The organism is Halomonas sp. JB37 (assembly GCF_002332255.1).
In the GTDB taxonomy this organism is placed as follows: domain Bacteria; phylum Pseudomonadota; class Gammaproteobacteria; order Pseudomonadales; family Halomonadaceae; genus Vreelandella; species Vreelandella casei.
This window is the reverse complement of sequence record NZ_NRGW01000001.1, coordinates 626,780-641,731: the sequence shown is the minus strand read 5'-3', so window position 1 is coordinate 641,731 and position 14,952 is coordinate 626,780. Positions and strand designations below refer to the sequence as shown.

Sequence of the window (14,952 nt, the reverse complement as noted above, 5' to 3'; positions counted from 1 at the left end):
CATCGCGCATACCTTTCTCTAGCGATTAAGCGCAATAATTCTCATTAACATATTAGTTAATGGCTTCCCCTTTTAGGTATATCTACATGCTCTTCGCGCCTCATCGCTTCTCAAACGCTCCATTGTTCTTCCGCTCTCCGCTAAGTGCCGCAATTATTGCCGTACTCGGCGTCACATCCGCGAGTGCACAAGAGGCAACGCCGCTGGGCACAGTTACGATCACGGCACAGCAAGCCGCGACGAAGGTAGCAACGCCGTTTATTGAGACGCCGCAAAGCGTTTCCACGATTACCCGTGAGCAAATGGATAATCGCGGGGTAAGCACGGTGCAGCGGGCCACAGACTACACGCCTGGCGTGTACTCCAACCAAGTGGGCGCCTCCAATCGCTTTGACTACCTGGTGCTACGCGGCTTTTCTGACGGCAGTTTAAGCAATACGTTTTTAGACGGCTTAAAAGTCATGGGAGATGCCAACTCGCACAGCAGTATGCGCATCGACCCGTGGTTTTTGGAAAGTATTGAGGTGGTGCGCGGCCCCGCATCGGTACTTTACGGGCGCGCCTCACCCGGCGGCGTGGTGGCCTTGAACAGCAAACGGCCCGAATTTGAACAAGGCGGTGAGCTGCGCTTTAGAGTGGGTAATAACAACCAGCGCAGCGCGGCGTTTGATGTCACCGGCCCTATTGGCGCTGAGCAACGCCTAGCATTCCGCTTAACCGGTATTGCCAGCGCTGCTGATACTCAATTTGGTCCAACGGAAGAACAGCGCTACGCTATTGCGCCTCGGCTAACCTGGGACATCACCGACGATACTAGCCTGACTGTCGAAGCCTACCTTCAGGACGAACCCGAAGGCGGCTACCACTCTGGCGTTCCTTATGAGGGCTCAGTGGTGCCGCGCAACGGCCGTAAAATCAGCAACAACTTCTTTGACGGCGAAGCAGACTACGATGCCTACGAGCGCACTCAGCGAATGGTCGGCTACTCGCTAGAACACCGCTTCAACGATCAAGTGACGGGCCGCCAGATGTTGCGCTATCTCAACTCTGACGTCGTGCTTAACCAAGCCTATGGCTTTGGCTGGACCTCACCGACCTCCAACGAATTGAATCGCTATTACTCCGGCAGTAACGAGTCCCTTGAAGCGGTGACGGTTGATAACCAGCTGGAAGCGCGCCTCAGCAGCGGTGTTGTCGATCACACACTGCTCTTCGGGGTCGATTATCAGCAGCGCGAAAATGACGTTTCATGGCCATCCGGCGCGTTCCCTTCCCTGAATGCGTTCGAGCCAATCTACGGTAGCGACCCGCTCGCGTTTTACGACCCGATTCGTGAGCAGCACAAGATCGAACAAACCGGGGTTTATTTACAGGATCAGATCGCCGTGGATAACTGGCGTTTCACGCTGGGCGGGCGCTACGACTGGGTTAGCATTGATAACACCAACCTCGATACCGACGATACGAGTTCGCTCAGTGACACGCAGTTTAGCGGCCGTGCCGGCGCCGTTTATCTATTCGATAATGGCGTGGCCCCTTATTTGAGTTACTCCACTGCGTTCACGCCGACCAGTTTCGTCGATGAAAGCGGCAATTTACTCTCTCCCATGGAAGGCGAGCAGTGGGAAACCGGGGTGAAATACCAGCCCAACGGTAGCGCCAACCAGTACAGCGCGGCCATTTTCCATATCACTCAGGAAAACGTAGCCACTAAAGAGCAGCCGAGCGACCCTTTCCGCGCCGTGGGTGAAATTGAATCCCAGGGGCTTGAGCTGGAGGCACAAACGCAGCTCACCGATACGCTCTCGCTTCAGGCAGGCTATAGCTTCACCGACATCACCTACGCTAAAAGCGACGACGGCAACCAGGGTAACAACGCAATTTACTCACCTCGCCATCAAGTCCAGGCATGGGCTCACTATGAAGCCAATGACGGCTGGCTAAATGGCGTCGATATGGGCGTTGGCGTGCGCCATTACGCAGACATCGCCGCCGACCGTGCCAACACTGAAACGGTGCCAGACTATACGCTAGTCGATGCCACCATCGGTTACGACCTAAGCCACGTAGGCGTTCCGGGCGTCGAAACACGCTTAAACATTAGTAACGTGTTGGATAAAGATTACGTCGCCTCGTGCAACTCGCTTGATTACTGCTACTTCGGCGCTGAGCGCGGTGTGACGGCTAGCGTTCACTATCGTTTCTAAGCCTCCCTATACACAACCACTCGCCCAGGCCAATGCGCCTGGGCGTTGCTGTTTCTGAATTAGATTTGCAAACAATAAACATTATCTTTTAAATATATCGCTTATATTTCCGGATGGCCTTACCACCTCATGCGCCACACCACCCTGCTCGTTTTATGTGCTCGCTGCGGACTGTTCGCCTTATGCTTGCTGGCCGTTTCTACCGCGCATGCCCAGGTTGCCACGGTGGACTGGACCATTGCCGAAACGCTGCTGGCGATCGATGCACCTGTCAGCAGCATCGCCCAGCAGGCTGACTACCACGCCTGGGTTGGCGAACCTCGCATTCCGGAAAGTGCTACCGATATGGGTTTGCGCACGCAGCCTAATCTGGAGCTTTTGTCCCAGTTCCCCCCCGAGCAGCTGCTGATTTCCCCCATGTTCACGAGCTTAGCGCCGCGCTTGGAGAAAATCGTACCGGTGACATCGCTGGCGCTCTATTCACCCGGCGCGGATACTTGGCAGGAAATGCAGGCGCTGACCCGCGAGCTGGGCGAAATAACCGACCGCGAAGCGGCAGCAGAGCAGTTGATCAATGACACTCGAACGCTGATGGCATCGCTACGCCAAGCACAGCCAGATACCGCACCGCTGTTGATGGTGCAGTTCATGGATGCGCGTCACGTGCGTGTCTTTGGGAAAAGCAGCTTGTACAACGCCGTGCTTGAGCAGCTAGCGCTGCCTAATGCATGGGAGCAAACGACCAATGCTTGGGGATTTTCACTGGTGGGGGTCGAAGCGCTGGCGCACTATCCCGAGGCAACCATCGTGATCATCGATTCCTTACCCGCGGGAGTAGAGGCAGAGCTTGCTAGCAGCGGCCTGTGGCAACAGCTGCCTAACGTCAAAAACGCTAACCTGCTGCGCCTGCCACCAGTCTGGAGCTTTGGAGCGCTGCCATCTGCACAGCGCTTTGCACGAGAACTGACCGCCGCGTTGGAAGAATCTCATCGCAGCGATCAGTAGCTCACGCGTTAAACGGCTTACCAGCGGTAGCTAACGCTGCCGATGACGCTGCGTGATTCACCGTAGTAGCACCAGAATTCGCAGCTTGCGACGTACTCTTTATCGGTCAGGTTATTGACGTTAATCTGGGCCTGCCAGCCATCGGCAAACTCGTAGCCAACCATGGCATCCACTAGCGTGTAGCTGCTCACATCGCTACTGCTATTATCCGCATCGACGCTACTGCCTACGTAGCGCACGCCGCCGCCCAGCGTTATGCCATCGAGCGCGCCCCCGGTCACTGCATACTCCAGCCAGGTGGATGCTTGATGGCGTGGAATTAAGCTGGCACGACGATCATCTTCCAAGCGCGAATCGTTATAGGTGTACGCAGCGGTGACCTTAAGGTCATCCGTTACGTAGCCCACCCCTTCCAGCTCAAAGCCTTGGGACGTACGCTCGCCTTCCTGCACCTGAAAACCTGCCGGCGAGTTGACTAGCGTGTTGCTTTCTTGGAGATCAAAAACCGCCGCGGTGATATAGCCGTCCCAGCTAAACGGTGCGACCTTCACACCCACTTCCCACTGCCGGCCTTCGCGCGGCTCGTAGAGATCGCCGCTGCTATCGACGCGGCCTACCGGGTCAAACGACTCGGTATAGCTGACGTAAGGGTTAATGCCATTTTCACCCAGATACATCGCACCACCCGACCAAGATACCTGATCATCATCTGAGCGCTGCGTGGTATCGGCAGTTACGTTGCGATTTTCCGTTTCTGCCTGGTCATAGCGAACGCCGCCTAGCAGCACCCACCGGTCGTCTAGCCGCAGTTGGTTTTGCGCATAAAAACCGGTTTGCTCTTTGTCGATCTCACGGGTGAGCAGATCATTCTGGCCAATGGGCGTGAAATTGCCGTACGTCGGATTAAAAATATCGATCGGCTCACCGAAGGCGAAGTTATCTGCTTCCTGACCCTTTAAGGCGAGGTTTTGATAATCAACGCCTAGCAGCAAAGTATTCTCGGTGCGATCCGTATACCAGGTGCCCACAACGCGGTTGTCGACCGTCCAGCTGTCGATGTTGCCATCACGATAAACATGCCCGCGGGAAGCACGGCGGTCATCTACCATCGAGAGTACATAGGTGCTGCGTAGATCTAGATCGAGCTCGCTGTAGCGCAAATCTTGCTCAAACGCCCAGGTATCATTAAGGCTATGCCTCAATTCATAGCCTAGCCCCCACTGGGTGCGTTTATCCTGATCGTAGCCCGGCTCGCTTAAATTAGTTTGTGGGTCAACGCGGCCAAAAGGCGTGTTTTGCACGGTGCCGTAAGGCAGTTTAAAGCCGTTAACGGGAACACCGTCGTCTTTTTGCACGCTGGCCAAAAACGTCACGGTAGTGTCTTCGCTAACGTCCACCGCTAGGCTCGGTGCAAAATAGTAACGCTCGTTGTCCGTCGCATTTAAATCGCCATCGCGCTCCTTATACAGGCCCACCATGCGGTAACGTACGTTGTCAGACTCCCCCAGCGGCCCGCTGGTATCAATACCAATTTGACGATGGTTACGATTACCCAGCTGTAAATTCACCTGCCCCTGCGGCGTTTGCGTTGGGCGCTTGCTCACCGCGTTAATCAGCCCGCCGGGAGGTGCTTCGCCGTATAGAATCGACGAAGGCCCTTTAAAGACGTCAATTCGCTCCAGGCCAAACGGCTCAGGCAGCCACTGGTAAAAGCCCTCGCGATAAATGCGCAAGCCATCTTGATACGTCGATTGATCAAAGCCACGCACCTTGAGCCAATCAGTGTTGTTATCACTGCCGTAATGGCCCGCTAACACACCTGCACGGTAGCGAAAGGTTTCATCTAACTGCTGCACGTTACGCGTGTCTAGCTCTTCGCGGTCAACGCTAGAGACAGGGCGAGGCGTTTCCACCAGCGGCGCATCTACTTTTAACGCCGTGCCTACCACGACCATCGTGCCATTGTTAGCCGTGCCATCCTGGGCGCTAGCGGTAGAACATAATAAAGTCGCGGTGATTGGAATCAACGCAGCAGCAATCGAGCACGCCAAAGGACGGCGTATAAACGGCACAGCAGGCATAGTCGGCAACTCATTATGAAGTTAGAGGAAAGCAGCAATGTCAGTATAGTAAAGATCATGATAATCGTTGTTATTTGTATTAATCATATCGCCTTGACCGGCCCGCTATCAACATCCTCTTAAATACGGTAGTTTAACGCTTAGAGTAAAGTTTGCTTAGAAAGCACTAAGGTTCAGATATTAGCGAGGAAAGGCGATGACGCTAGCCATTGTGGCCACGCGCGCAGGCGTGGGCTTAGACGCACCAGCGGTGCATGTTGAAGTTCACCTGGCTAACGGCTTGCCGGGCCTAACGCTGGTGGGCTTGCCGGAAACCGCCGTAAAAGAGAGCCGCGAACGGGTACGAAGTGCGCTAGTCAATGCGGGCTTTGATTTCCCGAATACTCGACGTATCACGCTAAACCTCGCCCCTGCTGATCTGCCCAAAGAGGGTGGCCGCTTCGATCTTCCTATCGCTTTAGGCATTCTCGCTGCCTCTGGGCAAATACCGGTGGAAGCGTTAGAAGGCATGGAGTGCGCTGGTGAGTTAGCGCTGGATGGAAAATTACGTGCCGTACCAGGGATACTACCGTTTGCGCTGGCCACCCGGCGGGCAAAAAAAGCGCTAATTGTGCCCCGCGACTGCGCCGATGAAGCCGCGCTAGCAGGCGATCTACCGGTATTGCCCGCCGATACGCTTTGGCAGGTCGTCGCTCACCTGCTTGATCAGGAGAAGATTCCACCGCATAGGCTCAGCGCCTCGGTGAAAGAGGCGGCAACGGTGGATGACCTTGCCGATGTGCGCGGCCAGCAGCAGGCGCGACGCGCGTTAGAAATTGCCGCGGCTGGCGGCCACAACCTACTCTTTGCCGGCCCTCCGGGCACGGGCAAAACCATGCTGGCCAGCCGCTTACCGGGCATTTTGCCGCCGCTTTCTGAAGAAGACGCGCTAGAAGTCGCCGCCGTGCGTTCGGTCTGCGGCCTGCCCTTAGAAGCTGATTGGGGTAAAAGACCGTTTCGTCAGCCCCATCACAGTGCCAGCGCCGCGGCGCTGGTCGGGGGCGGCTGTGAATTACATTAATAAAAACGACTAAACAAAAAACTGCACGACTGGCATACTGCACTTAAGAAAAAAATAGGTGCTAATATTTGCATGGCTAGTCGAAATCTAATCACTAATTTTGAAGAATTTCCTCACGATGGTCGCCACTGGATGATACGGTGGGTAGATGGGTACCAATCGCATGAGGGACGAACATCAACCCCCTCTGTTGGCGTCAAGCTTTGTCCAGTAAGCTCGAACCCAAACAAACAAGAAATCTGCAAGCCTGCCAGCCTGAGTGAAGAGATCCTGGTACGCGCACATACGGGAATAGTTCCAGAGCTTGTTTTAGGTACCATATACAAAAATGGGCGCCTAATTGGTCGCGCTAATGCTCAAACTATTAATATTAATGCAGATTTAACAGATAACAGTTCTAGAATTGTTAAAGCAAACGATATCATGCCTGAAAGGCCAAGTTGGTGGAAAGATGAATTCCCATACCGTTGGATAGGGCAGTCAGAATACAATCTTGGAAAAGACTTTTCTAACAGCTACTGCGTTGTAATTCAGCAAGCACAAAGTACCTATATAATCCCTTGCCACGAAGTTTTTAGGGCCCTCATGGCACCCTCTTCTGAGTTCGCACTAGCATTAACAACGGGGCCATGGGCAACAACTAGGGAAAGAATTGTTAATATACAAAAAACTGGAACAATTTCCGATGACGAATGGTTGGTAATTTTAAGAAAGAGAATTAAGGATAAGTTTGCTGATAATGCAGCGAATCTCACTATTTCTGAACATGGCATTCAAGCAGCTAATGCTATTTATGCTAATGCCTTAAGGGCTACTGGTGAGTCTTATATATATGCAGGCATTCCTTTTCTAGTTAACAATTTTAAATTTTCTGTACGTGCAGTTCAAATACAATCAGAACCTAACAAATATCTTTGCTTGGAGATAATCTCAGCAACGTGGCCTTTTAGTAACTTGACAATCCACCATGGTCGCGACAATAGTGGCGAGACAGGCAAAGACACTATAGATTCAGATAAAGATAAGCCTTGGCCAAATGGCAGTCAGAACAACAGCAGCCCAAATGATGATTTAGCGATTTCTTCTAAAGAAGATCCTGCAGCGAATTCTGGGCTTGATGAAATCAGCTCTTTAGGGGTTGCTTGGAAAAACAAACCAGAATTAAAAAAAATTGAAAAAGAGGTTAGTTATAAATACCTTACAGGAAAAGTAACGCCTATTGAAAATCAATTTTTCAAGTATGGCACTTCTGGATTACCGACGCATGGAAATACAGAAACAAAGGAGGTTTCTGCGGAACAGGTCGGCCAAACAAACATGCCTTATAGGTTTTTGCAGTTAAAGAAAATGTTGAATCTGCTTCGCAATAAAAAAATAATAAGTAATCTTTTCTGCTATCAGCCACAAGAAGGCGGTCTGTTTAGAGATAACATTCTGACTTGGCCATTACCCAAAAGAGTTATAGACGAGTATCAAAAAAAACACAGAAGGGACAAATGGACCACGTTAACACTTTCAAAACATAGAAGCGTTTTAGTTTATCATTTTGACTACAGCGGAAGTAGAGTATTTCTTCTTGAAATTGAATGTAGAGAAAATGAGGGTGGGTACTGTGCGTTACTGCTTGAGATAACAGAAGAAAACCATCAAGCGACTATCAAAAAAGTTATAAACCACATAGCATTTTTCCGTGGAAATTTAAAAGGAGCTGAAAGTAAAATTCGAGCTTCTTCGGGTGTTTTAGATATGAAAACATGGGTACACGCATATAATAAAAAGCAAGATAGCAGTTCATCTATAAAGCCACTTAACCATGTAAGCTTCACCAAAGCTTTAAGAACGCTCACAGGCGAATAAAGACTAAAGTAATTTAAAATATATAAGCTAGGTGAAACGTACCGAAAGACGTCATCCAGAGGGCGGTTTTTGTAAGAGGCTACTTTAGCAGCCCTTCCGAAAGCCGCAATTCATGCTAAACAGCATTGCCCTCTTGCACCTTCAAACAATCCTGCCAGATTCACTATGCGACGATTTGGTCAGCCTCTGCGTGCCAGAAGAGACAGATATCCAGCGAAGCTATGTGGGATGCATCGACTCAACACGAATCGCCAAACAGGCACTACAGAGCGGGCGAGGAGTACTAGATCTTGTACGCGAAGAAGGGCTTTTAGACGACGCTACGCTGAGTGAAATTCAGCGTCCCGCGAACATGATTGCTTCGAGACAAGCAACACGAGTTACGCCGGTCAGCGGGTAACTTCCTTGTTTCGATAAGAGTAAGTGACCTGCCTAGATTTAAACCTTCAAGTGGCAGGTCACAGTAAGGTTATAATTACTTTACAAAAAAGTTAATGACCTATCTAGCCCAACAAGCCCTTAAGCGCTTCTTGTGCAGCATTATTTTCGTGCCCCACAAAAAAAGGATTATCTTTTATAACAGCGTTTTTCGCTAGATTGAGTGGTTGGAATGGATCTGAGGTAATATCAATCTGATAGTCCCTCAGAGATCTACCAAACTTACCCAGTGCAATGCATGTGACAGAATTAGCGCCTGCTTTACGCAAAAGTGCGGCGGCTACACCGAAAGACACCCCATGAGTAGTACAGTCATCTACCACTATGACATTACGCCCGGTGAGGTTACCGCGATATTTAGGGTTTAAATGAATAGTTTCTATCTGTTCGGTGGGATCAAGTCGATCTGTTCTTGAACCAGCTGACGACCGCTTAGTTGATGGTTTATGACGCACAAACAAGGGCTCTCCCTTTCTCGCCATACGAACTTTTGATACAGTTGTCCTTAAGCGATGCGTAAAATCGCTGAGTACCTCGCTATCACTGTTATCGCTAGCTGACGAAGGAAACACTCCCCAAAAAAGCTTTGGAAACGAGTCAACACCCTGAGTTAGCAGAGATCTCGCAACCATTGCAAGTAAGGCATTCAATCGAGGCCCCCCTTGTTTTATAGTACTAGTTAGATGCGCGCGAAATTGTTTTTGATCAAAGTCTTTTCCGAAAGTAGATAGATCTGAAAGAGCATGTACAGAATACGAAGCGCCTTGGCCATTGAACCACCACTTGCCATCCCACTCCGAAGTTAATCGAAGGGTTTCCTTAAGAGAACGTGCACAATCCACTTGAATACCGAGCTCAGACACTCTTGGGTCATTTGACCAACCGGCTGCAACCATAACCGCTTTACCATTCTTACCCATGGCAATGTCAGCTTGCGATCCAACTAGCACTAAGACATCTTGCGGCGCGATTTTTAGCTTTTCGGCAGTTCTTTTAATAATCCCTCCATTTTGCCGTCCTAGCTCTTGCTTAAATATTACACCGGTTTCGGCAAATAACTCATCAAACCAACCCGGTTTGGCGTTATTTGAGACAATCCCAACCTTATGATTATTTTGAGCTGCTTCTATCAAAACCTGTGCAATAGAGGGATCGGGGTCACCATTAATTAGCAGCGCACTGGGAGAGTGTTACTATCAACATAGGCTTCTTTTCATATTGTTAAAGTGACTAGGAACTACCTAAATTTCTAAATTCTGTTGCACTGGTTCGGTCGCGATATCTTCTGATTGCTCGGAATCCACTTGCAATGAGGAGGTATCCAAATCCAGTAGCGCTATAAGCTGCTCGGTTTCTCTAGGTATCTCAAACGATGTTGCGCCACGTGCACGCTCCGAAAAAACCATTTCTGGTCGGGCTTTTGCTGTTCCTGGCAGGAATATATTGACCACTTTTCTTTGGTATTTTGAAGCATATTCAACAGTGTGAGCTGTGCCGCTCTTTATTTTCCATTCAACTGGAATAACAAACTCAGAAAGGCCTGCCTGGATTCGATTTCGCCTCACAAAGTTCTCACCAGAATAAGATTGATGTGGCAGGTATTCTGTTATGACTGCCCCGCCATTCATCAAAATTTTCTCACGGATCTCTTGAGAGCCTTTGGGGTAATCAAGGAATATTCCATTTCCTAAAACCGCCACTGTGGGCAAGCCATACCTGAGAGACTCCTGATGAGCAACTTGGTCGATGCCAAAAGCGAGGCCAGATACTACCGTTCTCTCTGAATGTGCAAGTGTTGCGACAACGTAGCGAGCCAAGAACTCACCATCCTTTGAAGGCTTACGAGTGCCCACAACAGCAATTGGACGATTATAAAGGGTTCGAATATCCCCTTGGATAAATAGCCAGCGCGGCCCATCTTCAATTTCTTTAAGCCTGCCTGGGAACTCCTCCTGATCCCGAAAGACTAGCCGTGCTCTATATTTGGCCAGTTCCCTGGCTAGCTGAAGGCCAGCCTCCCAGACTCTATGCTGCCACTCTTCAGGACTTTCACCGTCCAGCAAAAGTGATACCTTCAGCTCTTTTTCAAGAACAGAAATCGGTGAATTTTTGAGAAAGTCTTTGAACCCTTTCCCGGGCAACATCAGACGAAATAGCGTCCAGTACCCAACACCTTTGATAGTCGATAGCGCAAGAAAAGCTACGACTTCATTACGCCAAAAATTGGCACCACGATCCATGCCTTACATTCCCAGTTAGCCGCTTTTTTCGTTATCCATAGTAGAGACTACTTGAATTCGGGTTCGCGCAGAAGAACCTGCCTACGCCAGTCGTACCTTTCACGTCACTTTTTCTTATTAAGCACGTACCCTGGATTCATAGAATAAGCGCAGCACTTTGGACCACAAGGTAGAGGCAGGAGGGCCAGCGCCGGTACCCTCTCTGCCTTACCTACCAAAGTGAAGCAGAGCATGGGATACCGACAACTGACCCAGATCCAACGATACCAAATTTTTGCCTATCTTGAGACCGGCATTAGCCAGCGAAAGATAGCTAAGGCCATTGGTGTCCATAGCAGCACCATTAGTCGCGAGATAAAGCGCAACGGTCTGACCAGTGGTTATGCGCCTGAACAGGCTCAATCGGCAAGTGATCAGCGCCGACGCACTGCCTGGAAAGTGACGAAGCGGCTGCCCAGCCTGATTCGCTGGGTCACTGACCAATTGATGGACGAATGGAGCCCTCAGCAAATCAGTGGCTTCATGGCCAATGCCAACGGGGCCTGCGTAAGCCATCAATGGATCTATGCGTTAATCTGGGACGACAAGAAGCACGGTGGAACATTATGGAAACGGCTCCGACTGCCACGCCAGCGGCGCTACCAGCGCCAATTGGCTAAGCGGGCGGGGTTAGGCAAAATCCCGCACCGAGTAGGCATTGAGCAGCGCCCTGCCAAGGTGGAAGAACGGCGCCATATCGGACATTGGGAAGGCGACACGGTGCTTAAGGGCCACAAAGAATCTGGACTGGTGACCCTGGTCGAAAGACGCAGTGGCTACCTCTTGGCAGCGCGGCTGCCAACAATCACCGCCACTAGAACGGCTCAGGCAATGACGCGGTTATTGGCACCACGCCGAGGGGCAGTGCACACCATCACTTTGGATAATGGGTCGGAATTCGCTGAGCACCGGAAAGTTGCCAAGGCCGTCTCGGCTAAGACCTATTTTTGCGACCCGTACCGCTCATGCCAGCGTGGTACTAATGAAAACACCAATGGTCTGATTAGGCAGTATTTTCCTAAAGGTACTGACTTCCGCAAAGTGACCAATGCCGAGCTACGAAGTGTCGTCAATAAGCTAAACGATAGACCAAGAAAGCGGCTGGGATACCGAACCCCAGCCCAGGTGTTCTTAGGTGAATACTCAGGAGCACTAGAAACCGCAGGTGCTGCACTTATTAGTTGAATCCAGGACTGAAGGTCATTCCACTGCAATTTAGAACTTTTGTATTCTTGGCAATGCCAGTAATGACCCTAGCCCATAAGCCCCCATGGGTGACAGATATTAGCAATATTGTTAAATGACGAAGGCAGCTTCATGCCTACAACAATACGGCCTAGTTAGTTCATGTTACCCAGGCCAAGAAGGCGCATCCGGTAGTGACAATGGCCTTTGATCAAGGCCCGCCCTGACTCTTTTTTACGACACATCTTGCTCAAAAATGTCCAACAGCCTCGCGCTAAAAGCGCTTTATTGGCCACTTCAGAGCAGATCATGATTAGAGTTTGCTTCCGACGTCGTCACGAAAATAATCCTCTGATGCAACTAGGCCAAATGTGCTGTTCGGCTCGTTAGCCTCTATCCCAACCTCCTCACTGAATAAATTTTGTATACGTCGCTCCTGTTTTAGGTACGCAACTGTGCCAAAAAAGCAACTCTCACAGAGATGTAGTTCGTAGCGCTCGCCATCGTGCTTAGCCCCGTATCCCCAATGAGCTTGGAGCGTCGCAAATTCAAGCCCAACATTCGCTACCCGAGTGGAGCATAGGCATACATCGCACATCACATCGGTGACGGAATCGATTTCCACCTTTTCAATAATTTTCATTTTGATTCTCCTACATTATTCAATCATCTATCTCCCAGGCCCAATAATCTGAAGAATTGAATGATCCGGTTACACCATTGGCTGCCACTAGATCATGATGGAACCCCAATGAGGGTGGTAGTCGCTATTTCGTACAGCACCCGGTTAGGCCTAACAGGATTCACTAAGCCTTTCATCGCCGCCTATTACGCTGAACGCTTCCGCTATCAGAATACGCTCAGAAACGGCTTGCGAATGAATGAAAATAATGACACTTTCCCTTGAAACACTAAGAAATAGTAGGGAATGGTAACGTATGGCAATTTACCAATATGAGCTCAGCAATGCTTCATTTCGTAAGCAACAACGGGTTTTTTCATCACCAAGCATCGGTCGACCGACTGCTTTCTTGAGCCATAGTCACAAAGATAACCAGCAAGCATTAGGCCTTCAGCAAATGCTCATTGAACAAGGGTGGGATATCTACATCGATTGGCAAGACCAAAAGATGCCGGAACGCCCTGATGCAGAAACCGCAAGGCGAATCAAGAATGCCATTGTGCATGCCAATTGGTTCCTTTTCCTGGCTACTGAGAACTCCATGTCATCACGATGGTGCCCTTGGGAGATTGGTTACGCTGATGGAAAGAAGAATCTCAATAACATCGTCATCGTTCCTACCGTCGACTCATCAGGTCGTCATCATGGCAATGAATATTTACAGCTTTATTCCCGTATCGACACCACACCAAACGGAGCATTAGCCCTATACGACCTTCAAGGGCACAGTCGTTGGCTGAGAAATATCTGATTATGCCTTACAAAAACCTGACGGGAAGCTCAGAATGAAACGTGATCAGTTACGGCTCGTTGACACCCTTTCAAAAGAGCTAGAAGAAGGAAATCTGGCTATTTTTGCGGGTGCAGGCTTTTCAAGAGCAGCAGGTTATGTCGACTGGAAGTCATTGCTCAAGCCAATAGCTGATGAGCTTGATTTAGACGTCGATAAAGAATGGGATCTAGTTACGTTGGCGCAATACCACACAAACGTCAATGCGACCAACCGAGCAAAACTCAATCAGCTACTGGTGACTGAGTTCTCAATGACGGCGGAGCCCACTGAAAACCACGCGATTCTGGCAAGGCTGCCTATTCCGACCTACTGGACAACCAATTATGATCGTTTGATCGAAACGGCGCTTGAAAAAAACGAAAAGATAGCTGACATCAAACATACCAATAAGCAATTGGCAACGACACGGCCGAAACGTGATGCAATTGTTTATAAGATGCATGGTGACATCGAGCATGCCGCTGACGCGGTGTTGACTCGCGATGACTATGAGCGTTACCACGTCAATATGCAGCCGTTCATTACAGCTTTAAGCGGTGACTTGGTTTCTAAAACCTTCCTCTTTCTCGGCTTCAGCTTCACCGACCCTAATCTAGAATATATTCTTAGCCGCGTCAGGATTCAGTTTACTCGAGATCAACGACAGCACTACTGCATCCTGAGAAGAGCTAGCAAGGGAGAGAATGAAGACCTTGCTGACTTCGAGTATCGCCAACGTAAGGAAGAGCTTTTCACAGGAGAGCTGCTCCGTGTAGGGATCAAAGCCGTTTATGTTGATGAGTTTTCTGAAATTACTGACATTCTGCGTGCCATCGAGCATCGCCACAAAAGAAATACAATCTTTATCTCTGGTGCTGCTCATGACTATAACCCGTGGTGCAAGGCTGAATCAGAGCAATTCGTTTATCATCTGAGCAGGGCCATTTGCAAAGAACAGTACCGAGTGATCTCAGGGTTTGGCCTCGGTATAGGTAGCGCAATCATCACTGGCGTGCTTGAACAAACTGTTATGAATGGTGGCCGTCTCGACAACGACCAGTTAATTCTTAGGCCCTTTCCACAAAGCAAGACTGGGGAAAGGCCTCTGAAGGAACTGTGGACAGAATATCGACGCAATATGCTCGCTCATGCAGGCGTTGCTATTTTTATGTTTGGCAATAAGCTGGAAAATGGCGAGTTAATCCTTTCTGACGGAATGCGTGAAGAATTCGATATCGCTGTAGCGAAAGGCGTTTTTGTAATTCCTGTAGGTATTACAGGCTCGATGTCGAAATTACTGTGGAATGAGGTTATGAAGTCTTATCAAGAATCTCAGCACGAGAATGGTAAAAAGATTACACCCTGAATCGCCCCAGGTTTCGTAGA

Annotated in this window: 11 protein-coding genes and 1 pseudogene; 8 read left to right on the top strand and 4 right to left on the bottom strand. The window is 49.7% G+C overall.

Annotated features, from left to right (window positions below):
• Positions 1-86: 86 nt before the first annotated feature.
• Both CIK78_RS03155 and CIK78_RS03150 read left to right on the top strand, forming a co-directional pair.
• Positions 87-2,207: a TonB-dependent siderophore receptor gene (locus CIK78_RS03155; RefSeq protein ID WP_096277132.1), complete on the top strand. Its 2,121-nt coding sequence runs from the start codon at positions 87-89 to the stop codon at positions 2,205-2,207.
• Between the two features lie 129 nt (positions 2,208-2,336).
• A complete protein-coding gene (locus tag CIK78_RS03150) occupies positions 2,337-3,212 on the top strand; it encodes an ABC transporter substrate-binding protein (protein ID WP_096277130.1) in 876 nt (291 codons plus the stop codon).
• A 17-nt stretch (positions 3,213-3,229) separates the two neighbouring features.
• On the opposite strand, the gene CIK78_RS03145 is transcribed toward CIK78_RS03150, so the two are convergent.
• Positions 3,230-5,293, bottom strand: coding sequence for a TonB-dependent siderophore receptor (locus CIK78_RS03145; RefSeq protein WP_096277128.1), 2,064 nt, complete (start codon positions 5,291-5,293; stop codon positions 3,230-3,232).
• 196 nt (positions 5,294-5,489) lie between these two features.
• On the opposite strand from CIK78_RS03145, the pseudogene CIK78_RS03140 reads away from it, so the two are divergent.
• The 3 genes and pseudogenes from CIK78_RS03140 to CIK78_RS03130 all read left to right on the top strand — a co-directional run.
• A pseudogene (locus CIK78_RS03140) lies at positions 5,490-6,338 on the top strand (magnesium chelatase domain-containing protein); the annotation flags it as partial.
• Between the two features lie 87 nt (positions 6,339-6,425).
• Positions 6,426-8,210 (top strand): hypothetical protein, encoded by a 1,785-nt coding sequence (locus CIK78_RS03135; RefSeq protein ID WP_096277126.1) that lies wholly within the window; start codon positions 6,426-6,428, stop codon positions 8,208-8,210.
• A 112-nt stretch (positions 8,211-8,322) separates the two neighbouring features.
• A complete protein-coding gene (locus tag CIK78_RS03130; protein ID WP_096277124.1) occupies positions 8,323-8,610 on the top strand; it encodes a hypothetical protein in 288 nt (95 codons plus the stop codon).
• A gap of 103 nt (positions 8,611-8,713) precedes the next feature.
• Here the strand turns inward: CIK78_RS03130 and CIK78_RS03125 are convergent, their stop codons facing one another.
• Together CIK78_RS03125 and CIK78_RS03120 are read right to left on the bottom strand one after the other, a co-directional pair.
• On the bottom strand, positions 8,714-9,781 hold the full coding sequence (locus tag CIK78_RS03125; RefSeq protein WP_217990264.1) for a hypothetical protein: 1,068 nt from the start codon (positions 9,779-9,781) through the stop codon (positions 8,714-8,716).
• Between the two features lie 108 nt (positions 9,782-9,889).
• On the bottom strand, positions 9,890-10,888 hold the full coding sequence (locus CIK78_RS03120) for a DNA-processing protein DprA (protein ID WP_086961193.1): 999 nt from the start codon (positions 10,886-10,888) through the stop codon (positions 9,890-9,892).
• 231 nt (positions 10,889-11,119) lie between these two features.
• On the opposite strand from CIK78_RS03120, the gene CIK78_RS03115 reads away from it, so the two are divergent.
• Positions 11,120-12,112, top strand: coding sequence for an IS30 family transposase (locus CIK78_RS03115; RefSeq protein WP_096277122.1), 993 nt, complete (start codon positions 11,120-11,122; stop codon positions 12,110-12,112).
• 313 nt (positions 12,113-12,425) lie between these two features.
• On the opposite strand, the gene CIK78_RS03110 is transcribed toward CIK78_RS03115, so the two are convergent.
• A complete protein-coding gene (locus tag CIK78_RS03110; RefSeq protein ID WP_086961195.1) occupies positions 12,426-12,755 on the bottom strand; it encodes a hypothetical protein in 330 nt (109 codons plus the stop codon).
• Between the two features lie 295 nt (positions 12,756-13,050).
• On the opposite strand from CIK78_RS03110, the gene CIK78_RS03105 reads away from it, so the two are divergent.
• Positions 13,051-13,545, top strand: coding sequence for a toll/interleukin-1 receptor domain-containing protein (locus CIK78_RS03105; protein ID WP_096277120.1), 495 nt, complete (start codon positions 13,051-13,053; stop codon positions 13,543-13,545).
• 34 nt (positions 13,546-13,579) lie between these two features.
• On the top strand, positions 13,580-14,932 hold the full coding sequence (locus CIK78_RS03100; protein WP_096277118.1) for an SIR2 family protein: 1,353 nt from the start codon (positions 13,580-13,582) through the stop codon (positions 14,930-14,932).
• The last annotated feature ends 20 nt before the right edge of the window (positions 14,933-14,952 follow it).

Coding starts and splice junctions, on each gene's coding strand:
- CIK78_RS03100 (WP_096277118.1), top strand. CDS start 13,580: ATGAAACGTGATCAGTTACGGCTCGTTGACACCCTTTCAAAAGAGCTA.
- CIK78_RS03150 (WP_096277130.1), top strand. CDS start 2,337: ATGCGCCACACCACCCTGCTCGTTTTATGTGCTCGCTGCGGACTGTTC.
- CIK78_RS03115 (WP_096277122.1), top strand. CDS start 11,120: ATGGGATACCGACAACTGACCCAGATCCAACGATACCAAATTTTTGCC.
- CIK78_RS03130 (WP_096277124.1), top strand. CDS start 8,323: ATGCTAAACAGCATTGCCCTCTTGCACCTTCAAACAATCCTGCCAGAT.
- CIK78_RS03110 (WP_086961195.1), bottom strand. CDS start 12,755: ATGAAAATTATTGAAAAGGTGGAAATCGATTCCGTCACCGATGTGATG.
- CIK78_RS03105 (WP_096277120.1), top strand. CDS start 13,051: ATGGCAATTTACCAATATGAGCTCAGCAATGCTTCATTTCGTAAGCAA.
- CIK78_RS03145 (WP_096277128.1), bottom strand. CDS start 5,293: ATGCCTGCTGTGCCGTTTATACGCCGTCCTTTGGCGTGCTCGATTGCT.
- CIK78_RS03120 (WP_086961193.1), bottom strand. CDS start 10,888: ATGGATCGTGGTGCCAATTTTTGGCGTAATGAAGTCGTAGCTTTTCTT.
- CIK78_RS03155 (WP_096277132.1), top strand. CDS start 87: ATGCTCTTCGCGCCTCATCGCTTCTCAAACGCTCCATTGTTCTTCCGC.
- CIK78_RS03135 (WP_096277126.1), top strand. CDS start 6,426: ATGGCTAGTCGAAATCTAATCACTAATTTTGAAGAATTTCCTCACGAT.